Genomic DNA, 24,904 nt, shown 5'->3' on the forward strand with positions numbered 1-24,904 from the left:
ACTGACCATCATCTCTACTTGAAAGTGGCGTGATCCATCATGAACCAGATATCGCTTTTTCGTCGCTTGCGCGCGCTTAGCGCCCCCTCCTGCTGGCTGCTGCTCGGCCTGCTTTGCCAGCATGTCCTTGTCAGTGCTCAGAACCTGGACATCTACACCGAAGACTGGCCGCCGATCTCCTACGCCAACGCCGATAAAAAAGCCGAGGGTATGGCTGTGGAGGTCGTCCAGGCTTTGCAAGAACGACTGGGGAGCACGAATGTCGTTCAGGTGGTGCCCTGGGCCCGGGGATATAACGCGGTTCTGGAAGAGCCGAATGTCATGCTCTTCACGATGGGACGTTCGGAAGAACGCGAAAAACTGGTGGTGCTGCTCGGTCCCGTCGTGATCTCGAACACCGCGTTGTACACCCGCAAAGGCAATGCCGCCCGCTTGCTGGCAATGGGCGAGGGGATGCGAAAACTACCGGTTGGCGCCTATCATTCCAGCATCTTTGCCGATACCGCGCGCAAGAAGGGATATACCAATATCAGCGAGGCATCCAAGCCGCAGACCATCGCCACCATGCTGCTGCGCGGCCGCTTCGATCTATGGGTAGAAGGCAGCCTGGTGGTGCCTTCGATCATCAAGGAAATTGGCCATGCGCCCGACGAGGTAGAGCAAGTCATGGTGCTGGACAGTCTGGAGTTGTATCTGGCTTTTTCCCGCAAGACGCCCGCCAGCACGATCAAGGCCTGGGAAGAGGCATTCCGCTGGCTGAAGAAAAGCGGCGGCTACGCAAAAATCTATAAAAAATGGCTGCCAGGCGAGACCCCGCCGATGGAAGTGGTGCGGCTGGGCACGTCAAGCGCGCCCTAGGACCTGTCAGGGATTGACCAGATTGCATGGCGTGCCGTTCGCAAAATCCAGCACGTTCTGAAACGCGGCACGGAAGTACAACTCATAACTGTCGCGCTCGACATAGCCGAGATGCGGCGTTGCCAGTACATTCTCCATCCGCAGCAGCGGATGTTGGGCGGCGACAGGTTCGCTTTCAAACACATCGAGTGCGGCACAGCCCGGACGCGGTTCAGGCGCACCCAGAGCCGCTTCCAGCGCACCGCTCACGACCAGCTCGGCACGGCTGGTATTGACGAACAAGGCATCCGGTTTCATGCGCGCCAGATCGTCCGCGGTCACGCTGCCGCGCGTTGCATCGTTCAGGCGCAGATGCAAGCTGAGAATGTCGCAAGCAGCAAAAAACGCTTCTTTTGAATTGGCAGCCTGATAACCATCTTGTAGCGCCTGCGCGCGACTGGCTTCCCGCCCCCAGATCAGCACATGCATGCCGAATGCCTTGCCATAGGCGGCGATCATTTTGCCGATCTTGCCGTAACCCCAGATGCCCAGGGTGCGGCGTTTTAAGACGCGTCCCAGCGAATTTGCAGCGGGATGGATCGAGGCGGTTTGCCATAAACCTTGCTGCAAATTGCCGGCGTACAGCGGGATCTTGCGCGAGGCCGCCATGATCAGCGCCCAGGTCAGTTCGGCCGGTGCGGTCGGATCGCCAAGGCCCTCGGCGATCTTGATGCCGTATTCGGTGGCAGCGGCGACATCGACGTGACCGGCCAGTTTGCCGGTTTGTGAAATCAATTTAAGATTCGGCAATTTGCTCAGCAAGGCACGCGGGAAACTGCTGCGCTCGCGAATCAAGACCAAAACATCGAAAGGAGCCAGCCGGATCGCCAATTGCCCCAGCCCGACGGCCGTATTATTAAAGACTTTGACCTCGTGGCCTTGCAATAAATCGAAGCAGGCGAGTTGTCGCACGGCATCCTGATAATCGTCGAGGATCGCTATTTTCATGTGAATTCCTTGGGGTTTCGGTTTATTTTTTTTCATTAGTTCAGCCTTAGCTTGCATTTCGCTTTCAAATAGCATGTATCACTAATAACATTTTTGAAGCAAAATTCGCTCTGAACGGGTTGCGAGTGTACAATTACTGCCCACGTAGCTTTTTGATTCTTCCGCCTGCAATATCATGCCGGGCGTAAGTCTGAATGCAATATTACATTGTTGCTTTCGTAAGAGTAGGTCCGGCGTCAAAAACGATCCGCCAGACCAATTCTTCATCCGACAGAACCGCCGTCATCGAGCCTGTCCGCGTTGTGCTTGAGCCCGCTTTAGGCCGTTGCTCGCACCGCCCGACACCCCTAACGACGATCCTGCCGTGCCGCTACACAGATTTCTATTAAATGGCATTGGAGGTAGTATCGTGAATCAACCTATCATGCGTGGCGTGGCGACATTGAATGTCCCCGCTTACGTCAAGCAGCAAAAGCTCATCAACTGGGTCGCCGACATGGCGGCACTGACCAAACCGGACAGCATCTACTGGTGCGACGGTTCCGAAGAAGAATACGACCGCCTGTGCGCCCAGATGGTGGCCGCCGGCACCATGAAAAAACTCAACGAAGCCAAGCGTCCGAACAGCTATCTGGCTTGCTCCGACCCGTCCGACGTGGCGCGCGTCGAGGACCGTACTTACATCTGTTCCGCCAGGCAGGAAGATGCCGGCCCGACCAATAACTGGATGGCGCCAGCCGAGATGCGTACCACCCTGAATCCCTTGTTCGACGGCTGCATGCATGGCCGTACCATGTACGTGGTGCCGTTCTCGATGGGTCCGCTGGGCTCGCCGATTGCCCACATCGGCGTCGAATTGTCCGACTCGCCTTACGTCGCCGTGAACATGCGCATCATGACCCGCATGGGCAAAGCGGTGTTCGATGTGCTCGGTACCGATGGCGATTTCGTTCCTTGCGTACACACGGTTGGTGCGCCGCTCGCAGAGGGTCAGGCCGATGTCGCATGGCCTTGCAACGCGACAAAATACATCGTGCATTATCCAGAGACCCGTGAAATCTGGTCCTACGGTTCCGGTTACGGCGGCAATGCTTTGCTCGGCAAAAAATGCTTCGCCTTGCGCATCGCATCGACCATGGGCCGCGATCAAGGCTGGCTGGCTGAACACATGCTGATTCTGGGTGTTGAGTCTCCCGCAGTAAATGGTCAACCTGGCAAAAAGCATTATGTGGCAGCGGCGTTTCCGTCAGCCTGCGGCAAGACCAACTTCGCGATGCTGATCCCGGCCATCAAAGGCTGGAAAGTCACCACCATCGGCGACGATATCGCCTGGATCAAGCCGGGTGCCGACGGTCGCTTATATGCGATCAATCCGGAAGCCGGTTACTTCGGTGTGGCGCCGGGTACCAACACCTCGACCAATTCCAACTGCATGTCCTCGCTGACGCATAACACCATCTTCACGAATGTCGCGTTGACTGACGATGGCGATGTCTGGTGGGAAGGCATGACGAAAGAAGCGCCGGCGCATGTCATCGACTGGCAAGGCCAGGACTGGACTCCGGAAATCGCCAGGGAAACCGGACGTAAGGCAGCGCATCCGAATGCCCGCTTTACCGTCGCCGCCACCCAGAATCCGGTGATCGATGCCGCCTGGGATGATCCGGCCGGGGTGCCGATCTCCGCCTTCATTTTCGGCGGTCGCCGTTCGACTACCGTGCCGCTGGTGACCGAAGCGCGCAACTGGGTCGAAGGCGTGTACATGGCCGCCACCATGGGCTCGGAAACCACCGCCGCCGCCGTGGGCCAACAGGGCGTGGTGCGGCGCGATCCGTTCGCGATGCTGCCTTTCATGGGCTACAACATGAGCGACTATTTCCAGCACTGGCTGGATATGGGTAAAAAAATCGCGGCGACCGGTGCCAGACCACCGGCGATTTTCTGCGTGAACTGGTTCCGTACCGATGCCAACGGCAAATTCGTCTGGCCCGGTTTCGGCGACAATATGCGCGTCTTGAAATGGATGCTGGAACGGATCGAAGGCAAGGCCAATGGCGTCGAAAATATTTTCGGTATCACGCCGACTTTCAAGGATCTGACGTGGGACGGCCTCGATTTCACGCCAGCCCAGTTCGATACCATCACCTCGATCGACAAAGCCGCGTGGCAAGCCGAGCTGGCTCTGCACACGGAATTGTTCGACAAGCTGAATTACCATTTGCCGGCGGAACTGGCTGCGACTAAAGCGGCTTTGGCGCAGCGTCTGTCGACTTAATTTGGCGATTCAGGCTGTTTGCCTTACTAAAAAGCGCGACGATCGAGTCGCGCTTTTTTATTTGCAGAACGGAAAACTGTGATCCCCATGCTTGTAATTTTTGCGTTTTTTGCGACGCTGACCGGCTTGCATAGTGCAAAACCAGTTGGGGGAGTCGCTTGCTTAGCAGATGTTGTGGGCTCAGTTGGCTTGGGGAAGATAGACCGGGCGCGGCGCCGCCAATCCTTGCCTGACCTGCTGGGTCAGCGCATCGGCCAACACTTCATCGACGCCCGCCTCAAGTCCATCAAGCGCGCGCTGGACGATCTCTTCAGCACTGCTCTTCTGGACATCGAAACCCCGGGTGAGATCGGTGTCGACATAGGCCATGTGCAAGCCGAGTACCTGTGTCTTCTGCCCCGCCAGCTCGTGACGCAGTGCGTTGGTCAGCGACCACGCGGCCGATTTGCTGGCCGAATAGGCGGCCAATTCAGCGCCGTTGAGCCACGCCGCGACCGACAACACATTCAGCAGCGCACCCCCGCCATTGGTTTTCAGCACTGGCGCAAAAGCCTTGCTGATGTTCAGCATGCCAAAAAAATTGGTCTCAAAAATGCGCCGCGCAACTGCTTCGCTGCCCAGTGCCAGAAACCCGCCGGGCTCGGCAATGCCCGCGTTATTAATCACAATGTTCACATCTGCAGCCAGCTTAACGGCGGCGGCGATCTCCTCGGGCTTAGTCACGTCAAGCTGCAAAGCCTGAACACCTGGCAAAGTAACCGTAGCAGGGTTACGCGCGGCGGCGTAGACCTTGCGGGCACCACGAGCGAGCAATGCGCGGGCAAACGCCAAGCCGATTCCGCGGTTGGCACCAGTGATGAGGACGACAGCATTTTCAATTTTCATTTGAGACTCCTGGGTTAAATAGCGATCAAAATATGATGATCGTCATATGAATGGACGTGCAATTACCGATTGTGTTTATGGCGATGATTCAAGTGATGATTCATAGAAGTTTGATAACGACCTTTCCTTTAGCGCGCCCGCTTTCGACGTAAGCCAACGCGTCGTTAGTTGAGGCGAATGGAAAGACCTTATCGACTACCGGGCGTATGGCACCAGATTCGATCAGAGCTGTGATCTGGCGCAATTGGCTACCGCTGGCTTTCATGAAGAGGAACGAGTATCTAACGTTAAGGCGTTTGGCTTTTCTTCTGGTGCCAAAACTCAGAAGGCGTATGACTTGTTTCACCAACCACGGAGCCTTGATTTCATACGCAAATTCGGGATCAGGCGGTCCTGAGATGGAGATGAGTTTTCCACCGGGTTTCAGCACATTCAAGGACTTCTCTAGCGTCTTGGCATCCTGGCTATTTAACACTACGTCGTAGCCGCTCAGGATTGTTTCGAAATCCTCTTTCTTGTAGTCGATGACGATATCTGCACCGAGGCTCTTCACCAAAGCAATATTTGCTGTGCTGGTGGTGGTTGCCACAGTTGCTCCTAGATGCTTGGCCAATTGAATGGCAAATGTGCCGACACCACCGGAGCCTGCTTGGATGAAAACCTTCTGCCCTTTTTTCAGTCCTGCCTTTTCGACCAGCGCCTGCCAAGCCGTCAAGCCAACCAGAGGGAGGGATGCGGCTTCTTCCATGCTGATGTTATTGGGCTTTAGCGCCAGCGAATCTTCTTTGACCGCAACGAATTCCGCAAACGTGCCGATGCGGAAATCATCTGGCCTGGCGTAGACCTCATCGCCAACTTTGAATTGCCGCACGCGTGATCCAAGCTTAGTCACTATCCCGGCGACGTCGTGGCCGAGGACTAAGGGTAGACGATATGGCAGTATCAGTTTGAACTCGCCGTCGCGGATCTTGGAATCCAAAAGGTTCACGCCGCTAGCATGAACCTGGACCAATACCTCGTCCTCGCGCAACTCTGGCTCCGGCACTTCGCCTGCCCGTAACTGCGCTTTTTTTCCATAACCATCAAGGATGTATGCTTTCATGGTATTTGCTCTTTTCAAAAAGTGTGGGGTTAAAACTTAAGGACTAGCTGATTAAATAATTTGGTATGATGATCATCATATTTTTAAGCAAGCGAAAAAGAATAGGTACATGATTTAACCGTCAACCTGGTCCAGGCTCTTCAATGTCGCGTTGCATAGCGCGTCAGACAACGCATTATCATCGACCGCACGGGCCAGCATCAATGTGCCAACCATCGTGGCCACGGTCACCAGCGCACGTTCGTGCGCGCTGGGCTGCCCCCAGTCCGGCATCTGACGTGCGATAAGGTCAATCATCTCTTTGATGCGGCGCGTGGCTGCACGGCGCACCTCCGGCGATTGGCGCGGCATTTCGGAACCTAGAGCTGAGATCGGGCATCCGGTTTCGATACCATCAAGATGCTCTTTTGAGAGATACGCACACAGCAAAGCTTGCAAAGACTGCGCCGGCGGAACGGCCGCGACGACACTTGCTGCCACAGCGTTGGCTTGCGCCCCAGCGCGCTCTACTGCCTCAACCAGCATGGCTTCGCGGGAGGAGAAATGGGCATAAAAGGCACCATGCGTCAGGCCGGCTTCTTTCATGATGTCGGCGACACCCGTGCCGTCATAGCCGCTACGTCGGATAGCGCGAGCAGCGACATCGACGATGCGTTCGTGCGAGGCTTCTTTGGCAGCGGTTCGGATATTGGTTGGTGATTTTCGCATGACGAACATCATGCCATAGTTAAACCCAAGGCGCAACAATTAGGGGCTGATATTACGCAGCCCACCTCTGATAAGGATTTGCGGAAGATCGTAAAAGCGTACAGAGGGAAGTCAACGAATCCACAGAAACGCAGAAAAACGCATCCAGCTTTAGGTAGATGCGTAAAAACACGATGAAGAACGAGCGACCATGACCTGATGGTACGCGCTTGACGCATCATCGGGCAACTCGACAGGCTGCGCCTGGGGTTGTGCCGCATCGACTGCGGACTTAGCAACCCGCTTGTTCCCTAAGGAAACTCGCTGTGGCGAGCCTCAGCCAAATTCGGTGCTAACGTCATGTTGAAATAAAAAAGCCGCACCTGATGTGCGGCTTGATCCTGCCGGGAGCAGGATTACTTGCGTTCGGGATTAACGGTGAATATACGGACTCTGTAGCAATTTCAGTGGTGCTGTCCGCGTCGCATGTACAGAAGCCGCAGTCACGTCGCCGAGCGATAAACCTTTGACTTTACCAGCCGGTGCCGCAGTCGCAGCGTCCCGGCTGACGCCATGACTCAGACGATATACGACTGGTTTAAGCATATAGGCAATCGGGAAGGCGATAGGCCAGGTGGTCAGCCATGCTTCCATCCAGGCACCAAAGAAATCATTGTTAAAACCCAGCCACAGCAAGCGCATCACGGCCGTAGCCACCAGGGTGATCACACCTGTGGTCACTATGGTTGGCAGCATCGATGCCAGGCTCTTGGATCCGGCGACTGCGCGTACGGGCCGATTTTTGCGATAATCCGGCAAGGCATCCGAGGTGTAGGCAGATTCCATGATTGCTCCCGTTTTAAATACCTTGTTGCAACTTATTGCCTATTGTTTATGGCAACTGAGAACGTATTAAGCGCGTGCAGCTAAAGCGCGCAGTTCCGCTGCCATGTTTGGCGAGGTCGCATCCAGGTCGCTGGCAATACGACGGATCGTCAGGATATTGCGTAAATTGCGGCTGGCGTTTTTTTGTTCACGGGTCATTCTCGGCTTCATGACGACCAGGGCAGCGCGCAGCATGCCGGTGATCATAGGCTTGAACACCACCAGCATAGTTGCCAGGATACCTACGCCCAACAAAGGACGTGCGGCAGCGATCACGCTGCTGATGGCCATTTCTGCAACAGGGATGGCACTGGTAGCTGGGAAAGCGATATTGAGGAAAGTCATAATATTCTCCACTTGTCTGTGTATTTTTGCGATGATTACACTATATTGCACTGCAATATATAAATCTAATTTTGATTTTCCATATCCACTATGCAGTTTGTGAATAATTGTGCAAAGATTAGCTTTACCGACCGATTCAGTTTGCCGGAGCACTGACCATGAATTTTCTGACACTTGATTTGAATTTATTACGGGTTTTTGATGCCGTGATGATTGAACAAAACCTGACGCGGGCCGCCGATAAGCTGGCAATGACCCAGCCTGCGGTGTCGAATGCGTTGAAACGCCTGCGTCATTCGCTTGGCGACGAACTGCTGATACGCACCGCCTATGGCGTCAAGCCGACACCCCGTGCCGAAACCCTGTGGCCGGCAATCCGGCTCGCCTTATCGAACCTGGAAGCCGCGATTGCCCCAACCAGTTTTGATGTCTCCAAAGCGCAAGCAACTTTCCGCATGGCAATGGCCGACGCAACTGCAGCGCTCTGGATGCCGACCCTGGTGCGCGCCATCGAGAGCGATGCGCCGGGACTGAACGCCCGCATGGTGCCGCTGACCACCCGCGAGCCTCGTCCCATGCTGATACGCGGCGACATCGATATTGCAGTCGGCTTTTTTCCCGGCGTGGTGGCGCAGCTCGCTGGCGGACAAAATGCGTCCAGCAGTCCGATCCGCCATGAGCGTCTGTATTCCGGCCACTATGTCTGCGTGATGCGCAAGGGACATCCGCTGGCCGACAAGGATCTGGCCCTGGACGACTATTGCAGCGCGAATCATTTGCTGGTCAGCTTTTCCGGCCGCGCCCATGGTCTGGTGGATGAGGCCCTGGCACATATGGGCCGTGAGCGCCGTATCTTGCTGACGGTGAATCAATTCTTTACCGGTGGTAAAGTAGTCGCTAATTCGGATCTGCTGACCGTATTGCCGCGTCATCTGATTGAGTCGACCGGCATGACCGATGCGCTGATCTGGAAAGAACTGCCATTTGATTTACCTGACGTACACATTGATATGTTGTGGCACGAACGCGATGGCCGCAATCCGGCACACAAATGGTTGCGCGATAATCTGATCACAATGACACAATCAAATCTGATTACCAGCGTGGGACACGATGTCCAGCTAGATACCTGAGTCCCAGTAGATAATTAAGAAAAGGAAAATATGAGTAGCGCGACGCTTTTGAAATCCTTATTCGACTACAAAGCCTGGGCTAATCAGGAATTGTTTGGCTCTGTTGCCACTGTGGATGAGTCCGCTCATCCAGCCGAACGACATGCAGCAATCCGCCTGCTGAATCACATGTATGTGGTGGACTGTATTTTTTTCGCCAACCTAAGGCAAGAGCGGCACGCCTACACGGCGACCAATACCCCGGAAACGCCGCTACTCAATGAGTTACTTCAGGCAGTAACAGCAATGGACGCGCAATTCAGTCATTTTCTGGCGAATACCAATGCGCAAGCACTGGAGGAGCGCATCTCGTTCACATTCACCGACGGTGATAGCGGTCGGATGTCAGGGGAAGAAATGCTGATGCACGTGATTGCGCATGGAACATATCATCGTGGCGCAGTCGGACGTATTCTGGCACAACTCTCAATTGCGCCGCCGCGCGACCTGTACACAAAATTCTTGCATGCGTCAGAACCCGAACGCCGCTCAAAAGGGACGTAACCGGCCGCGCAATGTCATCCATAAATACGTTTTTTCAATTTTCTCATTAAAAATTATGTTCACTGGCATCGTACAAGGCATCGCACGCATTGCGACTCTCTCCGACAAACCCGGCTTGCGTACTTTTAAACTCGATTTCCCGCCCGGTTTTTGCCAGGATCTGGAAATCGGTGCCAGCGTCGCGGTCGATGGCGTCTGCCTGACAGTCACAGCGCTGCCCGACGATCACAGCGCCGAGTTCGACGTCATGCAGCAAAGTCTGGCGATCACCACGCTCGGCGCTTATCAGCAAGATAGTCGAGTCAATGTAGAAAGAGCTGCCAGAGATGGCGCAGAAATCGGTGGTCACCCCTTGTCCGGCCACATCGATTTCACCGCCAGCATCGCCGCCATCCGCGAACTCGAAAACAATTACGTCATCCGTATCGCCGTTCCGCCAGAATGGCTGCGCTACATCTTCGCCAAAGGCTATATCGCCGTCAACGGCGCCAGCCTGACCGTCGCCGAAGTCAATCGAGAACAAGGCTGGTTCGAAGTCTGGCTGATCCCCGAAACCCTGCGCATGACAGTGTTCGCCGAGAAAAAAGCCGGGGCGGCCTTGAACATCGAGATAGAGCGCGCCACCCAGGTGGTGGTCGATACCGTGCGCATGATGCTGGCAGAAACCTTGGGGCCGCTGTTGCCGGCGCTGGAAGCTTTATTGAAGCAGCAGGGTGTGGCGGTGGAAGATTTAGCGAAGTCCGTTGATGTGAAACAAGTTAATTAATTTATTGCTGCCAACACGGCAGTATTAGAAAGTTATGTCAGCGGCGGCGGTCGTTTATTTTTGAACGATGCGCCAAACACCGGTCCGGCTAGTGCCAGCCTTGGTTTTGGCATGACGATGAATTGGAACGGTTATGCCAACGCCTGTTCAACAGCAACGGTAACGGCACTGGGTATCGCCGACGGCTTGACTGCCGGCGGTATTGCCAGCGCCTATACTGGTACTTATTTTTCCCATTCTTCAGTCAGCGGCGCTGGTCTGAGCAACTTAGTGTCTGGCACCGGCGGCATTATTTTTGGCGGCCTCCAGTACGGTAGTGGTTTTGCGGCATTTGGCGGGCAGACAACCACAAATTTCCATTCTCCCAATGCGGATGCAAACCGTTTGTTGGTCAACGAATTACTGTACGTAAAAAATGCAACGACCAACAATGTTCCTGAACCGGCCAGCATTGGCTTGTTAGGATTAGGTTTGATTGGTCTTGCTGCAATTCGTCGCCGTAAGCAATAATCAAGAATTGAAGAGTTCAAAAAAACGCCTAGCCAGTCTGGGCGTTTTTTATTTCTGATCTCTACTCTTTCTCCCCTTCCCAATACGCCATCACCGCAGCCTTGTTATAACCTTCGCCGGTCAAGCGTACGCTGACGCGGTTGCTGTCCAGATACACAATCACATCGTGCAGATTGCGCTCGCCGATGACCAGATAACGGCAAACCGTATCGGTATGGTTAAAAATGCAAAGTCAGGCTGCCCTCCGTTACCATCAATTGTTCTTCTTCCAGAGATGGCTTTTGTCTTGCTGTCGCTCATGCCTGGTTCTCCGCGATTATCAAGCCCATTTCTGCTAATACTTCTTGCGCTGAACGGAAGGCATCGATCGCCAGCGGCATGCCGCAATACACGCTGGCGTGCAGCAGGACTTCCTGGATGTCTTGCATGGTTGCGCCGTTATTGACGGCACCGCGGACATGGCCGCGAATCTCATGCGCGCGGCCAAGGGCCGTCAGCATGGAGAGTGTGATCAGGCTGCGGGTCTTTAAATCGAGTCCATCGCGGCACCAGACCGTACCCCAGGCGTTGCGGGTGACGAACTCTTGCAGCGGCGCGGTGAACGCGTCGACATTGACAAATGCCTTCTCGACAAAGGCGTCGCCCATCACTTGTTTGCGCATCCGCAAACCGTCTTCAAACTGTTGATCCATGCTGCATCCCTGACCGGTATTGATTTTCCATCATGCATGGTAGCCAGCGGGGTGGCCGGGGTCAAGGTCGACGCTTTTAAGGCGATGAATTAAAGGCTGAATTAAACACCGATTCTGAGCACAATTGCGACAACCAATGTCCAGCATACTGCCATGCCGGACAGATACAACATCGCCCGCCAGGGCTGCAAGCCGCGCAGATACACGATGGTGTGCGCATAGCGTATCAGCACATAAGTCGCAAATAATTTGGATGCCGGTTCCGGCTCCGCGCCCAGCAAGACATAGGTCAGCGCCAGCATTAAAAACAAAGGCAAATTCTCGACATCGTTACGCCAGACGTTCGCGCAGCGCTGTACAAAAGGCGACTCGCTTGCTACCGGCGCAGCTCTGGCCAAAGCCGCGTCTTCCGGCAATAAAAACCGCCTGCTGCGAAAACGGCTGAGGATTTGAATCACGCTGGTCAAACTTGTTTTGGCAAATAAGGCCAGCAAACTGAACACAAAAACATGCAAAGCGGGATAGTGGGACATCAGTGGCTCCTGTGAAAAAATCGAAGAAATAGTCCGGCTTATCTGGTGTTGACTGCGGCATCGCGCACGGCAACAAACTGTGCAATCGATGCGCTGGAAGGACGCAATTCGCCCAGACCGAATGACTCCGGGGCACGCTCTTCGATGCTGATCCAGACCATTTTCCTGAAATCAGGGTTGCCTGCGCCTTCCACTTCAACCAGCACATCGCTCAACTTGTTAATCAAAATTTGTTTTTGCCCGGGACTGAGCAAACCACGGATGGTGGTGACGTTGACGTAAGGCATGGCAAACTCCTGCTGTGGGTGTATGGAGTTCCCATTATCGGCAAGCGGACTGAGGACTACCATTGGCTGAAATGACATATTTATGGTTTAATTCGCCAAATGAATCCTCCCAAAAAAACCATACGGATAGGCATACTGGTTTATCCCGGCTGCTTGCTCAGCGGCACGGTGGTGCCGCGCGACGTGTTCTCGATTGCCAATACGCTGCTCGGGTTGCGCCCGGCGGCGCAGCAACTCTCGCTGGAAACGCTCTGGCTTAGCGCACGAGAGCAGAGCGCCGCGAGCATCAACGGATTAAGTTTTGCAACACAGCCGCTGGTCGGACAACACCTCGATGCGCTGATGCTGCCCGGGATCGATCACCAAAGCGCCTACGACATCACCGGGCGCCTGGCTTTGCTGCAAGCGGAGCAGGCGGCGCTGCGTGACTACCTGTCCGGGGATCGCTTGCTGATCGCGAGTTGTTCCGCGACCTGCCTGCTGGCAAACATCGGGGTGCTGGATGGCAAGCGCGCCACCACCAGCTGGTGGCTAGCCGGCTATTTTCGGCAGCAGTATCCGCAAGTGATGCTGGAAGCCGAAGAACTGATCGTGCAGGATGGCCATCTGGTGTCCTCCGGCGGGCTGACCTCGTATATCGATCTGGCCTTGTGGCTGGTCGCGCATTTTTGTGGCGAAAGCTTGCGGCAACTGTGCGCCAAGATGCTGGTCGTCGATGCCAACCGCAATAGCCAGGCGCCGTATATTGCCAGCGCCATGATACAAAATCAGGGGCATGCGATCGTCGAGCGGGCACGTCGCTGGCTGAATAAGCGACTCGACCAGCCGTGGGCAATGGCCGAGCTGGCCGGGCACTGCCACACCAGCCAGCGCACCCTGTTGCGGCGCTTTCAAGAGACCTTGCATCTGAGTCCGGCCCAATATGTCCAGCAATTGCGGATAGAACGCGCCAAAGCCTTGCTGGAAACCACCAGACTGTCGCTGGAAGAACTGGCCGGACGCTGCGGCTACCAGGATGTATCGAGCCTGAGCAAGGTATTCAAACAATGGACGCAGGTAACACCCAGGGAATACCGGCAGCGCTTTGGTTTGCGCAGCTAGCATGGGTAAGCCGGTTTAACGGTTTTCATCTGGAAATAGTTTCGACAAAGACAATACAAACAGGTAAAATAGTAAATTGACATGAAATTTGATGTAATTCTGTCGAATCACGATGTACCTGCTTGATGCAGGTATATTTTTTTACTTTTTAATTGATTTGAGATTCTAATGTCCAAGAAAAATATCCTTGTTGCTGCTCTGATGGTCGCTGGCATCGCTGTGAGCGCCGGTGCTTCTGCACAAACCTATGTTGCAGCTACCGTTGGTCAGGCTAAATGGAATGTTGATTGTTCAGGCGCGGCAACTTGCAGCACATCCGATACGGCATTCAAATTAGTGGGTGGCTATAACTTCACACAAAATCTGGCTGCCGAAGCAGGCTATTTCTCTTTGGGTAAAGCGACAGCAAGCGCTGGCAACATCAGGGGCGAATTCAAAGCAAGTGGCGTTGATATTGTGGGCGTATTGAAAAGCACGCCAATGAACGGCTGGGTAGGTTTTGCAAAATTGGGCGTTGCTTACGTCAAAGGCGAAACCACCGGCTACGTCGGTAACATGAGCGGTTCCACATCCAAAAATTCCACTCAAGCCGTGGCCGGCCTTGGCGCTACCTACCAAGTTGCGGACAATGTGAGTGTGCGCGCTGAATACGAACGTCGCGATGCTAAAGTTGCCGACTTTGATAATGCAAAAACGACGATCTCCAACCTCTCGTTTGGCGTTCAATACACATTCTAATTGTTGATTGCCTCAGGCAATCGATGATGGGAAGCAAGGCATGCTCAGGCATGCCTTTTTTATTTTTGACTCATTTTGAACCCTAAGGCTGGTATGCCTGCGGCGGCTCTTCGCCCGCCAATACCCCGCCTGTTACCGGCAAACCCTCGCCCTTGCGCACCAGTTCATCGGCATACTCAAACACATTCGGGCAGCCGGTCAGCGCGATCAGGGTCTGGACGATCGTGACTTTCCAGGCATCCACACCTGCGGCCTGAAACTGGCAGACCAGATAGCCGGGTGCGGCGCCGTAATGATCGACCAGCAAACCGGGCAAGCCGTCTTGCTCGGCATTGATCAGGCGGCGTTGCCTGCCATCCGGCTTGATCGGCATAGGTTGTTTGGCGAGCGCCGTCTGCACCCGGCGCTTGATAAATGCATGGTCAATCGCTTGTTTTTCATCGAAGCTCCAGACTCTGGCCTGTATTTGCGATTTTGGACTCCAGCTGGCGCGCGCCAGAAACTGTCCCGATGACGAGCGCACTAAAGCGGTAGTGCCTGACTTCATCTTTTCATCATATTTGCCATCGACACGCGCTACCATGGAGACATAGATCCAGGGTTCGCCTTGCAGCAGACTTTTTTCCTTGCCTTGTTTAATGGTGATGATCAGCATGAACTTGTCCTGTCAGGGTAAAAATGGTGTGGCAGCGGAATATACACCAATGCCCGCAGAGTGCGGCGCTTTGTGCAAGCGATTGGCCGACTGACGCCGCATTCCTGAAATCGTATCCGCACTATCCATGCGGTTTATCGAAGACTTTTGCTCAGAAAGGCGCATGGATAGTGCGGATACGATATCGGTAAATTCTAATTGGATCTGCAAAATTTCTTTATCCGCTATAAATCGCCATGCTCTCATGCTAAAGTAAATCAGGCATACGACTCGTGCAGCCAAATTATCAACCTCAGAGCATAAAGGACAGATCGATGTACCTCACCTATTTCAAAGGCAGTTGGAGCGAAGGGAATACGCCCTTGTTTGGCGCGATGGATCATGCGGTCTGGCTGGGTTCCAGCGTGTTTGACGGTGCCCGCGCCATCCGCGGCAAGACGCCGGATCTGCGCTTGCATCTGGCGCGCGTAGTGCAATCGGCACAGCGCCTGGGTCTGCAATGTCCGTATACCGTCGATGAGATAGAAGCCTTATGCCGCGAGGGGATCAGGCAATTTCCCGCGGATGCTGAGCTGTACATCCGTCCGCTGGTATTCGGCACCGACGGTTTGCTGATCCCGGATCCCGATCAATCGAGTTTTGCGCTGACCTTATTTGATGCGCCTTTGCCGCCGTTCTCTGGCTTCTCGGCCTGCCTGTCGGTATTGCGCCGTCCTGATCCGAGTATGGCGCCAACCGATGCGAAAGCATCCTGCCTGTATCCCAATTCGACCAAGGCATTGCGCGAAGCCAAGGAGCGCGGCTTTGATAACGCCGTGGTGTGCGACAGTCAGGGCAATGTCGCCGAGTTTGCGACTGCCAATATTTTTTTCGTGTCCGCATCCGGCGAGGTCGTGACACCGGTGCCCAACGGCAGCTTCTTGTCCGGCATCACCCGTGCCCGCGTGATTGAGCTGTTGACGGCCGATGGGATTACGGTGACAGAACGCAGCGTGACACCCGCAGAATTAGGCAACGCGACCGAGATTTTCAACACCGGCAATTATGGCAAAGTCACGCCGTGCATCCGTTATGAAGACCGCGAGCTAGCGATAGGCCCGATTGCCACGCGCGCCAAGGATTTGTATTTCCAGTGGATGCAGGCAGAGTAAGAGTTGAGCGATGTAAGGCTTAGGGCCGGCTTAATCCAGAAAATCCGAATACTCTTTTTGCGCATATCCCTTCAAATTCAACCAGGGCAATTCGCGCGTCAAGCCGGCGAGTGGCTTGACATCCACACGACGATAAAAAGTCGCGGCCTTGTCGCCGCTTTCTATGACCAGGGGAATCTGCTTTTGCTCATCCCATAAAACCCGTTGATAAACGCCGTTCTTCTCGCGTTCACGCCAGCGGGCACCAGGCACAGGGGAGACTTGCGCGGAATACGGCATCGTCTTCACTAACTTTGGATCCAGTAAATAAAACGCGTTATCCCAAGAGCCGTCGAAATTCACATTTTCGTATTCCGATGGAGGAATCGCGACGATATCCTTGCTATGCGCATCAACGTATTCGACCCTGGCCTTGTTGTTCTCGAGGATCACGTGACGCGGAATCACGACATGGTTAAAGTGCTTGTGTTCTGTCGCATTGACTGGCAACGCGGCTTTGTTTTTGCTCACGATTTTGCTGTCGTCGTCATGCGCTTCCACGGCATTTTTCGGCAACACGCGGGTGACCCAGACATGGCCCGGACGACGCAGCATTTTTTCTTCATAGCGCGCTTCGCGCGTCACGCCTTCGGCAGTCAATACTTTGCTGTAATACTGAATGTTGAGGTCGAGATCAGGTGGATTATTTCCAGGTGCAACTGGTACAGCTGGCGCCGCCTGCGCCGGGAATGCCATGGCGCTGGTCAACAGCACGGCCAATAAATTCGAAACCGGTTTCATACTTATCTTTCCAAAAGCAAAGGTGAGCCTGTGGCTCACCTTGTTATTCACGCTACCCGTGCAACTTGGTACAACTTCGCGTGACTTAATCCAACTTAGAAGCCAAACGCCGACTTCAGTAAACCGAAGACCTTGGTGTTATCCAATGTGCCTTTAAATATCTTGGCACCGGCACCGGTGGCGAACAGTTTTACGTCGCCGCCGCCATGCGTTTCACTGGCTAAACGCACACCGCTTTCTTGCAGGTAGTTGTCGGCCAACACGCTTGTGCTGTCCAGATTGGTACGCAGGTCGGGACGATTTGGACCGTTGCCAAATACCAGGGTCGTGTAGGTATTGCCGTCCGCATCGAGCGTTGGATTACCGTTTTTATAGTTGCGATTGATATCCAGAATCGGATTGCCGCGTTTGCCGTAGCCGTTGAATGCCAGCGTATGGTCATGATCCGCGGTAACGACGATCAGGGTATTCGCCAAAGTCGGATCGGTCAATTTGGCTTTGTCCAGCGCCGCTTTGATTGCATCGTCAAATGCAATCGTATCGACCAGCGCGCGCTTGGCGTTGGTGCCGTGCAGGGCGTGATCGATACGGCCGCCTTCCACCATCAGGAAATAGCCGTTGGCGTTTTGCGACAACAGATCCATCGCCTTGGTAGTCATTTCGGCCAGGCTCGGTTGTGTTGCACCTTCGCCGACCGGTGGCGTGGCAGCGCGATCGAGTTCGTACTCGAGGTGGCTCTTGCTGCTGTACAGACCGATGAATTTTTTATTATTCGGGGCCGCCGCCATATCCGCTTTAGTCGCTGCCACGGTATAGCCTTTGGCAGCGAGTTCGTTCAACAGATTGCGTCCGTCGGCGCGGCCCTTAGGATTGGTGCTTGCATCGAATGGGGTGAAATGGTTGCGGCCGCCGCCCATCAAGACATCCACGCCATCGCCGAGCGCGGCGTTGTAGCCGGCGCCGCCCGGGACCGCTTGCGTTGCAATCGTGTATTGCGCATTGCGATTGCAAATGTGGGCGTAGGTCGCGGCCGGCGTGGCATGCGTCAATTCGGTCGTCGTGATGGAACCGACCGCCTTGCCTTTGGCTTTCGCCAGTTCCAGGATGGTCGGCACCGCTACGCCATTACCGCTTGCCGCGCAGTTGTTGATGCCTAGATTGCCATTCGCATCTTTGGACGGCGAGGTCGCTACGGTTTCCGGCGACATGGAGATCACTTCGTTATTCATCTTGACGCCGGTCATATACGCGGCCATCGACGGTGCGCTGTCGGTGGTTTGCGCATCATTCGAATACGTTTTGATGCGCGCTGTGCGTTCCAGCTTATCCATGTTCAGACTGCCGTCTTCACCGTATTTGTAGATGCGCGAAGCCGTGACGGTGGATGGACCCATGCCATCGCCGAGGAAGAAAATAATGTTCTTGGCTTCACCTGCGGCATACGCAGATGGGTTGGCGAATGCGGAAGCTAAAGCCAGTCCCAGCAAGGAGAACTTGAGTGTGTGTTTCATGATGTTTTCCAATTCTTAATATGTACGGACCGGTTACAGACCAGAGGCAGTTTTCACCAGGCTGAAAACCTTGGTGTTATCGATCGTGCCGAGGAAGGTGTCCGCACCTTTGCCGATCGCGCCGAGGAAGACGTCGGTGCCGCCGTGGGTTTCGCTACCGGCGGCCACCCGGACCACGGCTTCCTGATGATAGGTATTCGCGCTGGTCACGGTTTCATCCAGACTGGCCATCGTGGAACGGCTACCCTGCGTGCGGTTTTCACCATTGCCGAAGCCGATGATGGAGTAAGGTGCGCCATCCAGATCCTTGTCCGGTACCCCGGTCACATAGTTTTTCACCACGCCGAGTACGCCAGGATTGCCGGCGGCTGTTTTGCCGGTACGTTTGGCGTAACCGTTCAGCACCAGCGTGTGGTCATGGTCGGCGGTAACCACGATCAGGGTGTTTTTCAGATCAGGGTCGGCAAGCTTGGCTTTGGCGATTGCGGCTTTAATCGCGTTGTCGAAAGCGACGGTGTCCTGCAAGGCTTTTTTCGCGGTGGTTTCATGCAGCGCGTGATCGATACGACCGCCTTCGACCATCAGGAAATAGCCTTTGGAATTTTTTGCCAACACATCCATGGCCTTGGTCGTCATCTCGGCCAGGCTAGGTTCTTTGGCCGGATCGCGGTCGAGGTCGTAGCTCATATGGCTAGACGTGAACAGGCCGAGCAGTCGATCGGTCTTGGTGCCGTCAATTGCGTTGAACTCTGTGCTGTTGCTGGCGTAAGCATAGTTTTTCGCCTTCATTTCAGCGATCAGGTCACGCCCGTCGGAACGTTTGCCACCATCCTTAAACTGGGTGAAAAATTGACGTCCGCCACCCAGCAATACATCCAGGCCGGTGCTGCCTAAGGCGCTGTTGTAACCGGCGCCGCCTGGCACTGCCGCCGCTGCGATATCGTTCTCCAGATCGCGATGGCAGATATGCGCGTAGGTGGCGGCGGGTGTCGCATGGGTTACGCGCGTGGTCGTGACGACACCGGCAGATAAACCTTTAGCCTTGGCGAGTTCCAGCAAGGTCGTTGCCGGCGTGCCGTTCTTGGCACCGCAGTTGCTCGCCAGTTTATTGCCGTTGGCGTCAGCCAGCGGATCGATTGCCAGCGTGTCAGGCGACATCGACAGCACTTCATTATTCATCTTCACGCCTGTCATGTAGGCGGACATCGACGGGGCGCTATCGGTAACTTGAGCGTCGTTGGAAAAAGTCTTGACGAAGGCCGTCTCAGGCAAGGTATCCATCGTCAACTCGCCGTCTTCACCGACGGCGTAGATACGCGCTGCCGTCATGGTCGTCATGCCCATGCCATCGCCGAGGAAGAAGATGACATTTTTAGGCGCGTCTGCGACGGAATCTGTAACGGGAGTCGTGCTGCTACAGGCGGCGATCAAAGTGCTGATTGCAACGCTGAGTCCAGCGGCGTAGAAAGGTCTGCGTGTCATGTCGTCTATCCGGCTAGTATGAAAAACCGAGACTGTAACAACACTGTGTGACGGGTTCGTGACGGGTTGATTAAATTTTTATGACACCTGCTTGGCTCCCGATCGCGAAGTTGTATCAACAAAAACCGGGCTCAAATAAAAAGAACTCACTGAACAAGCGTCAGGAGTTCTTTTTCATCACATGACCCACGACCGGCAAGACCGTCATTAGCGAATATTAGCGGATAGGCAGATTCGTGGTATTTTTGACTTCTTCCATCACGGCATAAGTATGCGTCTCGCGCACCCCGTTCAATTGCAGCAGGGATTTGCCGAGGAAGTCGCGATAAGCGTTCATGTCCTTGACGCGGGCCTTGACCAGGTAATCAAAACCGCCGGCAACCATATGGCATTCGAGCACTTCAGGGATCGCCTGTACGCCGCGCTTGAAGGCATCGAACACGTCGGGCGTCGTCCTGTCGAGCACCACTTCGATGAACACCAGCAGCGCAACATCCAGCAAATGCGGGTTCAGTTGCGCGGTGTAGCCCAGGATGTAGCCGGACTCTTGCAATTTACGTACACGCTCGAGACAAGCGGCGGGGGACAGGTTGACCCGGGTCGCTAGTTCTACGTTACTGATGCGGCCATCATTTTGTAATTCGGCCAGAATTCTTTTACTGATTTTGTCGAGCATAAGAAGTCAGAGTAGTGGTTAATAAAATTCGGTGTAATTTTCTCATAAAATAGAAAATTCCGATATACCTTGATATTTCCAGAATTAATCATCTTCGTTCATCTATACAATCAAATCAAATTTGTTTTGATAATAATTATATGGCTCCCACTCAGACTCCTATGCCTGCCCAGACACCTTTCCAACACCTGCAAGCTGAAATTCTCCCCGAACAAACCGCGTTGAGAACGGCGATTACCGAAGTCTACCGCCGCGATGAGGTTGATGCCGTGCAATGGCTACTCGCACATATTAATCCACATTCTGACTCACAACCGACGGTCCATCAATTAGCGCATCAACTTGTGAGTTCGGTGCGACAACAGCGCACCCGCGCGTCGGGGGTCGATGCGCTGATGCATGAATTTTCTTTATCGTCCGAAGAGGGTGTGGCCCTGATGTGCCTGGCCGAAGCCTTGCTGCGTATTCCCGACCATCAAACCGCAGATCGCCTGATCGCTGACAAAATCAGCAAAGGCGATTGGGCGAAACACCTGGGTGAATCACCGTCCCTGTTTGTGAATGCCGCCACCTGGGGCTTGCTGGTCACCGGTAAATTGGTCAGCACCAATAGTGAACAAGGTCTGGGTTCTGCGTTGACCCGCCTGATCGCCAAAGGCGGCGAACCGCTGATACGTAAAGGCGTCGATCTGGCAATGCGTATGCTGGGCAATCAATTCGTGACCGGTCAAACCATCCAAGAAGCGATCAAGAACAGCCAGGATAACGAAAAGCGCGGCTACCGCTATTCCTACGACATGCTGGGCGAAGCGGCATTGACTGCGCATGATGCCGAGTTCTATCTGAAATCCTACGAAACCGCGATCCACGCCATCGGCAAGGCATCGAACGGACGCGGGATCAAGGACGGTCCGGGTATTTCGGTCAAGTTGTCGGCTTTGCACCCACGTTATTCACGGGCGCAAAAATCCCGTACCTTGAATGAACTGTTACCGATTCTCAAAAATCTGGTGCTGCTCGCCAAGCACTACAACATCGGCCTGAATATCGACGCGGAAGAAACCGATCGTCTCGAACTGTCCCTGGATTTAATGGAAGCGCTGGCATTCGATCCTGAATTGGCAGGTTTTGATGGGATCGGCTTTGTGGTGCAGGGCTATCAAAAACGCTGTCCGTATGTGATCGATTATCTGGTTGACCTGGCGCATCGCAGCGGTCGTAAATTCATGGTGCGCCTGGTCAAAGGCGCGTATTGGGATGCCGAAATCAAGCGCGCCCAGGTCGACGGCATGAGCGGCTTCCCGGTGTATACCCGCAAGGTGTACACCGATCTGTCGTATCTGTTCTGCGCGCAAAAGTTACTGGCTGCGACCGATGTAATTTATCCGCAATTCGCCACCCATAATGCCTTGACGCTGTCGGCCATTTATACCTGGGCGCAAAAAGCCGGCATCACCGATTATGAATTCCAATGCCTGCACGGCATGGGCGAAACCTTGTACGACCAGGTGGTCGGCAAAGACAAGCTGAATAAGCCTTGCCGCATTTATGCCCCGGTCGGTTCGCATCAGACTTTGCTGGCCTATCTGGTGCGCCGCTTACTGGAAAATGGTGCGAATTCGTCGTTCGTGAATCAGATCGTCGATGAATCCGTATCGATTGATTCCCTGATCGCAGATCCGGTTGAAGTCGCAAGACAACTTGGCGGCGTGCCGCATCCCGGCATTAGCTTGCCTAAAGATTTGTTTGGTTTAGAACGCAAAAATTCTTCCGGCCTGGATTTCAGCAATGAGATTGAACTGCAAAAAATCAGCCGGCATTTTGTCGAAGCAGGCCAGCAACAAATTCAGGCGCGACCCTTGCTGCAAGCTCAGGTATCTGCCAGCAATGCGCGAGCCGTGCGCAATCCCGCCGATCATCAGGATATCGTCGGTAGCGTGATTGAAGCCGACGCGCAAGATGTGCAAACCGCCTTGGCACAGGCAGAAGCTTATGCGATCGACTGGCAAACCACGGCACCATCGGAACGTGCAGCAATCCTGAAAAAAGCCGCGGATTTGCTCGAAGCGCAAACCCTGGATTTCATGGCATTGGCGATTCGCGAAGCCGGCAAATCTTTACCGAATGCCCTGGCAGAGGTGCGCGAAGCGGTCGACTTCCTGCGCTACTACGCTGCGCAAGTTGAACATTTGCCGAATACCCTGGCACTCGGTCCTGTGGTTTGTATCAGTCCATGGAATTTTCCGCTGGCGATTTTTATCGGTGAAGTCAGCGCTGCCTTGGCTGCCGGTAACGTGGTGCTGGCAAAACCTGCGGAACAAACGCCTATCATCGCCTACCGTGCAATCCAGCTTTTGCATGAGGCCGGTGTGCCGCGCGGCGCTTTGCAATTCTTGCCGGGGACGGGTGAAGTGGTCGGTGCGCAACTGGTTGCCGACAGCCGGGTGAAAGGCATCATTTTTACCGGCTCTACCGAAGTCGCGCAAATCATCAATCGCACCTTGAGCAAGCGCTCGCTGGCAGAGCATATCGACATTCCATTGATCGCAGAAACCGGCGGCCAGAATGCCATGATCGTTGACAGCAGCGCCTTGCCGGAACAAGTCGTGAATGACGTGCTGTCGTCGGCCTTCGACAGCGCAGGCCAGCGTTGCTCGGCCTTGCGGGTACTCTGCCTGCAAGAAGATATCGCCGACAAAACCATAGAGATGCTGAAAGGCGCGATGCAGGAACTGCGTATCGGTAAGCCTGATCAGCTCGCGATTGATATCGGCCCGGTGATTGACGCCGATGCGCAAAAAGTCCTGCAAACGCATATCGACCAGATCAAACAAAAAGCCAGCGCCAGCTATTCGCTGCAACTCGCGGAAGCCTGCAATAAGGGGACCTTCATCGCTCCGACCGTGGTCGAGATTCACTCCTTGTCCGAGCTGACGAAAGAAGTATTCGGTCCGGTACTGCATATCTTGCGCTATCAGCGCGACCATTTGCCGCAACTGATAGACAGCATCAATGCGACAGGATTCGGACTGACGCTGGGGATTCATTCCCGTATCGATGAAACCATCGACTTCATCACGTCACGCGCGCATGTCGGCAATATCTATGTGAACCGCAATATTGTCGGTGCGGTGGTCGGCGTACAGCCGTTTGGCGGCGAAGGCAAATCCGGTACCGGTCCGAAAGCAGGCGGCCCTCTGTATCTGAAGCGTCTGCAAAAAAATCCTTCCGGCAGTCTCGGCGGTCATACCGTATATGAACGGCAATCGCCACCCGCGCTGGAAGCCTTGTTAGTCTGGGCCAAAACCCACGGCCATGAAAAAATCGCTGAACTGGCGGATCACTACGCCCATGCCAGCCCTTACAAAATGACTCTGGTATTGCCAGGACCGACCGGCGAGCGCAACACTTTGTCATTCGCCCCGCGCGGTAAAGTATTTTGCGCAGCAAGCAGCGTGAATTGCCTGTTGAATCAAATCGCCGCCTTGCTGGCAACCGGCAATACCCCTGTCTTGCCAAAGCAAACCATGGCAATCCTGCCATCCGGCTTACCGGCAGCGGTACGTGATTTGATCATGCAGGCAGAGGTAGGCCAGGAAGAGCTCCAGTTCGCTTTGATTGAAGGTGAACTGCTGAGGGACTACAAACCCGCGTTTGCAGCCCTGAGCGGCGCTATCGTGTCTGTAATCGAGGTGCATGAAGAGACCGAAGCGCCGTTATGGCGCCTGGTAGCCGAGCGCGCTTTATGTGTCAACACCACGGCAGCTGGCGGTAATGCAAGCCTGATGACCTTACAGAGTTGATCTGCTGCTGATGCAGCCCTATTTTTGTTGATTCAAAATAGATATCAAAAGGTGAAAATGCGGATTGGCATTTTCACCTTTTTTCATTTGAATCGCAGTTTGATTGATATCAGGACTTAGGCAAAATTTTTGCGCCATGGCTTTTCTTTGTTTAAAACAATAAAGGTATATATATATACATAGTAGTAATAGTTAACGTCAGGCGCTTTCTGTGGATAAGCCGGCTTTTATCAACAGAATCAATGCACTGGAAAAAAGATAAGCAGATAAAAAAGTCTGGTATTACCACAGGACAGTTATTGGATAATTTTTTCAGTCCTTGAATAAATCGGCGTTTCACACATGCTGTGCAGTGGATATCCTTAGACTTATCCACAACCGATTTTATTATCAAGAGGATTTACGCAAAAAGCAAAACCTCTTACCGTCGAGACACCCAGAGATAGAGTAATAACTGGCTACAAGAAGTTGTATATGTAAATGAAACCGCAAGCCGGATGCGCCTGCTAGCACGAAATG

General features: G+C 54.1%; 26 protein-coding genes. 10 read left to right on the plus strand and 16 right to left on the minus strand.

Going from position 1 to position 24,904, the window contains the following annotated elements:
• Nucleotides 1-39 precede the first annotated feature (39 nt).
• Nucleotides 40-858, plus strand: coding sequence for a substrate-binding periplasmic protein (locus LPB67_RS11030; protein ID WP_262837228.1), 819 nt, complete (start codon nucleotides 40-42; stop codon nucleotides 856-858).
• A 6-nt stretch (nucleotides 859-864) separates the two neighbouring features.
• Here LPB67_RS11030 and LPB67_RS11035 read toward each other — a convergent pair whose 3' ends face one another.
• Nucleotides 865-1,845 carry a D-2-hydroxyacid dehydrogenase family protein gene (locus tag LPB67_RS11035; RefSeq protein WP_262837229.1) on the minus strand — a complete coding sequence of 327 codons (981 nt, stop codon included), beginning with the start codon at nucleotides 1,843-1,845 and terminating at the stop codon, nucleotides 865-867.
• A 409-nt stretch (nucleotides 1,846-2,254) separates the two neighbouring features.
• Here LPB67_RS11035 and LPB67_RS11040 point away from each other — a divergent pair, with 409 nt between their 5' ends.
• A complete protein-coding gene (locus LPB67_RS11040; RefSeq protein ID WP_262837230.1) occupies nucleotides 2,255-4,120 on the plus strand; it encodes a phosphoenolpyruvate carboxykinase (GTP) in 1,866 nt (621 codons plus the stop codon).
• 180 nt (nucleotides 4,121-4,300) lie between these two features.
• Here LPB67_RS11040 and LPB67_RS11045 read toward each other — a convergent pair whose 3' ends face one another.
• The 5 genes from LPB67_RS11045 to LPB67_RS11065 form a co-directional block, all read right to left on the minus strand.
• Entirely contained in the window at nucleotides 4,301-5,005 is a 705-nt protein-coding gene (locus tag LPB67_RS11045) for an SDR family oxidoreductase (protein WP_262837231.1), read from the minus strand.
• 100 nt (nucleotides 5,006-5,105) lie between these two features.
• Nucleotides 5,106-6,107: an NADP-dependent oxidoreductase gene (locus LPB67_RS11050; protein ID WP_262837232.1), complete on the minus strand. Its 1,002-nt coding sequence runs from the start codon at nucleotides 6,105-6,107 to the stop codon at nucleotides 5,106-5,108.
• A gap of 114 nt (nucleotides 6,108-6,221) precedes the next feature.
• Complete coding sequence (locus LPB67_RS11055; protein ID WP_262837233.1) at nucleotides 6,222-6,827, minus strand: TetR/AcrR family transcriptional regulator; 606 nt, start codon at nucleotides 6,825-6,827, stop codon at nucleotides 6,222-6,224.
• 399 nt (nucleotides 6,828-7,226) lie between these two features.
• A complete protein-coding gene (locus LPB67_RS11060) occupies nucleotides 7,227-7,640 on the minus strand; it encodes a DUF2798 domain-containing protein (protein ID WP_262837234.1) in 414 nt (137 codons plus the stop codon).
• Between the two features lie 66 nt (nucleotides 7,641-7,706).
• On the minus strand, nucleotides 7,707-8,024 hold the full coding sequence (locus LPB67_RS11065; protein WP_262837235.1) for a hypothetical protein: 318 nt from the start codon (nucleotides 8,022-8,024) through the stop codon (nucleotides 7,707-7,709).
• A 158-nt stretch (nucleotides 8,025-8,182) separates the two neighbouring features.
• Between LPB67_RS11065 and LPB67_RS11070 the strand changes: the two genes are divergently transcribed.
• The 4 genes from LPB67_RS11070 to LPB67_RS11085 are packed head-to-tail and all read left to right on the plus strand — an operon-like array spanning nucleotide 8,183 to nucleotide 10,976.
• Nucleotides 8,183-9,157, plus strand: a complete 975-nt coding sequence (locus LPB67_RS11070; protein WP_262837236.1) for a LysR family transcriptional regulator — start codon at nucleotides 8,183-8,185, stop codon at nucleotides 9,155-9,157.
• A 30-nt stretch (nucleotides 9,158-9,187) separates the two neighbouring features.
• Nucleotides 9,188-9,700 carry a DinB family protein gene (locus LPB67_RS11075; protein WP_262837237.1) on the plus strand — a complete coding sequence of 171 codons (513 nt, stop codon included), beginning with the start codon at nucleotides 9,188-9,190 and terminating at the stop codon, nucleotides 9,698-9,700.
• Nucleotides 9,701-9,755: 55 nt separating this feature from the next.
• A complete protein-coding gene (locus LPB67_RS11080) occupies nucleotides 9,756-10,466 on the plus strand; it encodes a riboflavin synthase subunit alpha (RefSeq protein WP_262837238.1) in 711 nt (236 codons plus the stop codon).
• 60 nt (nucleotides 10,467-10,526) lie between these two features.
• Nucleotides 10,527-10,976, plus strand: coding sequence for a PEP-CTERM sorting domain-containing protein (locus LPB67_RS11085; protein WP_262837239.1), 450 nt, complete (start codon nucleotides 10,527-10,529; stop codon nucleotides 10,974-10,976).
• 159 nt (nucleotides 10,977-11,135) lie between these two features.
• Here LPB67_RS11085 and LPB67_RS11090 read toward each other — a convergent pair whose 3' ends face one another.
• The 4 genes from LPB67_RS11090 to LPB67_RS11105 form a co-directional block, all read right to left on the minus strand.
• Nucleotides 11,136-11,276, minus strand: coding sequence for a hypothetical protein (locus LPB67_RS11090; protein WP_262837240.1), 141 nt, complete (start codon nucleotides 11,274-11,276; stop codon nucleotides 11,136-11,138).
• A complete protein-coding gene (gene pcaC, locus LPB67_RS11095; RefSeq protein WP_262837241.1) occupies nucleotides 11,273-11,668 on the minus strand; it encodes a 4-carboxymuconolactone decarboxylase in 396 nt (131 codons plus the stop codon). The genes LPB67_RS11090 and pcaC overlap by 4 nt, the downstream gene beginning before the upstream one ends.
• A gap of 101 nt (nucleotides 11,669-11,769) precedes the next feature.
• The gene (locus LPB67_RS11100; RefSeq protein WP_262837242.1) at nucleotides 11,770-12,201 is read right to left on the minus strand and encodes an MAPEG family protein; all 432 of its coding nucleotides are present in this window, start codon (nucleotides 12,199-12,201) and stop codon (nucleotides 11,770-11,772) included.
• Between the two features lie 38 nt (nucleotides 12,202-12,239).
• Nucleotides 12,240-12,488, minus strand: coding sequence for a tautomerase family protein (locus LPB67_RS11105; protein ID WP_262837243.1), 249 nt, complete (start codon nucleotides 12,486-12,488; stop codon nucleotides 12,240-12,242).
• A gap of 99 nt (nucleotides 12,489-12,587) precedes the next feature.
• Between LPB67_RS11105 and LPB67_RS11110 the strand changes: the two genes are divergently transcribed.
• Together LPB67_RS11110 and LPB67_RS11115 are read left to right on the plus strand one after the other, a co-directional pair.
• The gene (locus LPB67_RS11110; RefSeq protein ID WP_262837244.1) at nucleotides 12,588-13,589 is read left to right on the plus strand and encodes a GlxA family transcriptional regulator; all 1,002 of its coding nucleotides are present in this window, start codon (nucleotides 12,588-12,590) and stop codon (nucleotides 13,587-13,589) included.
• Between the two features lie 168 nt (nucleotides 13,590-13,757).
• The gene (locus tag LPB67_RS11115) at nucleotides 13,758-14,327 is read left to right on the plus strand and encodes an outer membrane beta-barrel protein (protein ID WP_262837245.1); all 570 of its coding nucleotides are present in this window, start codon (nucleotides 13,758-13,760) and stop codon (nucleotides 14,325-14,327) included.
• An 82-nt stretch (nucleotides 14,328-14,409) separates the two neighbouring features.
• Here the strand turns inward: LPB67_RS11115 and LPB67_RS11120 are convergent, their stop codons facing one another.
• Together LPB67_RS11120 and LPB67_RS11125 are read right to left on the minus strand one after the other, a co-directional pair.
• Nucleotides 14,410-14,982 (minus strand): SAM-dependent methyltransferase, encoded by a 573-nt coding sequence (locus LPB67_RS11120; protein ID WP_262837246.1) that lies wholly within the window; start codon nucleotides 14,980-14,982, stop codon nucleotides 14,410-14,412.
• A 12-nt stretch (nucleotides 14,983-14,994) separates the two neighbouring features.
• Nucleotides 14,995-15,228: a hypothetical protein gene (locus LPB67_RS11125; protein WP_262837247.1), complete on the minus strand. Its 234-nt coding sequence runs from the start codon at nucleotides 15,226-15,228 to the stop codon at nucleotides 14,995-14,997.
• A 68-nt stretch (nucleotides 15,229-15,296) separates the two neighbouring features.
• Here LPB67_RS11125 and LPB67_RS11130 point away from each other — a divergent pair, with 68 nt between their 5' ends.
• A complete protein-coding gene (locus tag LPB67_RS11130) occupies nucleotides 15,297-16,133 on the plus strand; it encodes a branched-chain amino acid aminotransferase (RefSeq protein WP_262837248.1) in 837 nt (278 codons plus the stop codon).
• A 30-nt stretch (nucleotides 16,134-16,163) separates the two neighbouring features.
• Here LPB67_RS11130 and LPB67_RS11135 read toward each other — a convergent pair whose 3' ends face one another.
• From LPB67_RS11135 to LPB67_RS11150, 4 genes are all read right to left on the minus strand, one after another.
• On the minus strand, nucleotides 16,164-16,913 hold the full coding sequence (locus tag LPB67_RS11135; protein WP_262837249.1) for a hypothetical protein: 750 nt from the start codon (nucleotides 16,911-16,913) through the stop codon (nucleotides 16,164-16,166).
• A 95-nt stretch (nucleotides 16,914-17,008) separates the two neighbouring features.
• Nucleotides 17,009-18,424, minus strand: coding sequence for an alkaline phosphatase (locus LPB67_RS11140; RefSeq protein ID WP_262837250.1), 1,416 nt, complete (start codon nucleotides 18,422-18,424; stop codon nucleotides 17,009-17,011).
• 33 nt (nucleotides 18,425-18,457) lie between these two features.
• Nucleotides 18,458-19,906: an alkaline phosphatase gene (locus LPB67_RS11145; protein WP_262837251.1), complete on the minus strand. Its 1,449-nt coding sequence runs from the start codon at nucleotides 19,904-19,906 to the stop codon at nucleotides 18,458-18,460.
• 217 nt (nucleotides 19,907-20,123) lie between these two features.
• Nucleotides 20,124-20,582, minus strand: a complete 459-nt coding sequence (locus LPB67_RS11150; RefSeq protein WP_262837253.1) for an Lrp/AsnC ligand binding domain-containing protein — start codon at nucleotides 20,580-20,582, stop codon at nucleotides 20,124-20,126.
• Between the two features lie 161 nt (nucleotides 20,583-20,743).
• Here LPB67_RS11150 and putA point away from each other — a divergent pair, with 161 nt between their 5' ends.
• Complete coding sequence (gene putA / locus LPB67_RS11155; RefSeq protein WP_262837254.1) at nucleotides 20,744-24,385, plus strand: trifunctional transcriptional regulator/proline dehydrogenase/L-glutamate gamma-semialdehyde dehydrogenase; 3,642 nt, start codon at nucleotides 20,744-20,746, stop codon at nucleotides 24,383-24,385.
• Nucleotides 24,386-24,904: the final 519 nt, after the last annotated feature.

This window comes from Undibacterium sp. Jales W-56, assembly GCF_025548535.1.
GTDB lineage: Bacteria > Pseudomonadota > Gammaproteobacteria > Burkholderiales > Burkholderiaceae_D > Undibacterium.

What these genes read in the sequence shown, in the direction of transcription:
- LPB67_RS11030 (WP_262837228.1), top strand. Translation starts at nt 40, where the DNA reads ATGAACCAGATATCGCTTTTTCGTCGCTTGCGCGCGCTTAGCGCCCCC.
- LPB67_RS11035 (WP_262837229.1), bottom strand. Translation starts at nt 1,845, where the DNA reads ATGAAAATAGCGATCCTCGACGATTATCAGGATGCCGTGCGACAACTC.
- LPB67_RS11045 (WP_262837231.1), bottom strand. Translation starts at nt 5,005, where the DNA reads ATGAAAATTGAAAATGCTGTCGTCCTCATCACTGGTGCCAACCGCGGA.
- LPB67_RS11050 (WP_262837232.1), bottom strand. Translation starts at nt 6,107, where the DNA reads ATGAAAGCATACATCCTTGATGGTTATGGAAAAAAAGCGCAGTTACGG.
- LPB67_RS11055 (WP_262837233.1), bottom strand. Translation starts at nt 6,827, where the DNA reads ATGATGTTCGTCATGCGAAAATCACCAACCAATATCCGAACCGCTGCC.
- LPB67_RS11060 (WP_262837234.1), bottom strand. Translation starts at nt 7,640, where the DNA reads ATGGAATCTGCCTACACCTCGGATGCCTTGCCGGATTATCGCAAAAAT.
- LPB67_RS11065 (WP_262837235.1), bottom strand. Translation starts at nt 8,024, where the DNA reads ATGACTTTCCTCAATATCGCTTTCCCAGCTACCAGTGCCATCCCTGTT.
- LPB67_RS11070 (WP_262837236.1), top strand. Translation starts at nt 8,183, where the DNA reads ATGAATTTTCTGACACTTGATTTGAATTTATTACGGGTTTTTGATGCC.
- LPB67_RS11075 (WP_262837237.1), top strand. Translation starts at nt 9,188, where the DNA reads ATGAGTAGCGCGACGCTTTTGAAATCCTTATTCGACTACAAAGCCTGG.
- LPB67_RS11080 (WP_262837238.1), top strand. Translation starts at nt 9,756, where the DNA reads ATGTTCACTGGCATCGTACAAGGCATCGCACGCATTGCGACTCTCTCC.
- LPB67_RS11090 (WP_262837240.1), bottom strand. Translation starts at nt 11,276, where the DNA reads ATGAGCGACAGCAAGACAAAAGCCATCTCTGGAAGAAGAACAATTGAT.
- pcaC (WP_262837241.1), bottom strand. Translation starts at nt 11,668, where the DNA reads ATGGATCAACAGTTTGAAGACGGTTTGCGGATGCGCAAACAAGTGATG.
- LPB67_RS11100 (WP_262837242.1), bottom strand. Translation starts at nt 12,201, where the DNA reads ATGTCCCACTATCCCGCTTTGCATGTTTTTGTGTTCAGTTTGCTGGCC.
- LPB67_RS11105 (WP_262837243.1), bottom strand. Translation starts at nt 12,488, where the DNA reads ATGCCTTACGTCAACGTCACCACCATCCGTGGTTTGCTCAGTCCCGGG.
- LPB67_RS11110 (WP_262837244.1), top strand. Translation starts at nt 12,588, where the DNA reads ATGAATCCTCCCAAAAAAACCATACGGATAGGCATACTGGTTTATCCC.
- LPB67_RS11115 (WP_262837245.1), top strand. Translation starts at nt 13,758, where the DNA reads ATGTCCAAGAAAAATATCCTTGTTGCTGCTCTGATGGTCGCTGGCATC.
- LPB67_RS11120 (WP_262837246.1), bottom strand. Translation starts at nt 14,982, where the DNA reads ATGCTGATCATCACCATTAAACAAGGCAAGGAAAAAAGTCTGCTGCAA.
- LPB67_RS11125 (WP_262837247.1), bottom strand. Translation starts at nt 15,228, where the DNA reads ATGAGAGCATGGCGATTTATAGCGGATAAAGAAATTTTGCAGATCCAA.
- LPB67_RS11130 (WP_262837248.1), top strand. Translation starts at nt 15,297, where the DNA reads ATGTACCTCACCTATTTCAAAGGCAGTTGGAGCGAAGGGAATACGCCC.
- LPB67_RS11135 (WP_262837249.1), bottom strand. Translation starts at nt 16,913, where the DNA reads ATGAAACCGGTTTCGAATTTATTGGCCGTGCTGTTGACCAGCGCCATG.
- LPB67_RS11140 (WP_262837250.1), bottom strand. Translation starts at nt 18,424, where the DNA reads ATGAAACACACACTCAAGTTCTCCTTGCTGGGACTGGCTTTAGCTTCC.
- LPB67_RS11145 (WP_262837251.1), bottom strand. Translation starts at nt 19,906, where the DNA reads ATGACACGCAGACCTTTCTACGCCGCTGGACTCAGCGTTGCAATCAGC.
- LPB67_RS11150 (WP_262837253.1), bottom strand. Translation starts at nt 20,582, where the DNA reads ATGCTCGACAAAATCAGTAAAAGAATTCTGGCCGAATTACAAAATGAT.
- putA (WP_262837254.1), top strand. Translation starts at nt 20,744, where the DNA reads ATGCCTGCCCAGACACCTTTCCAACACCTGCAAGCTGAAATTCTCCCC.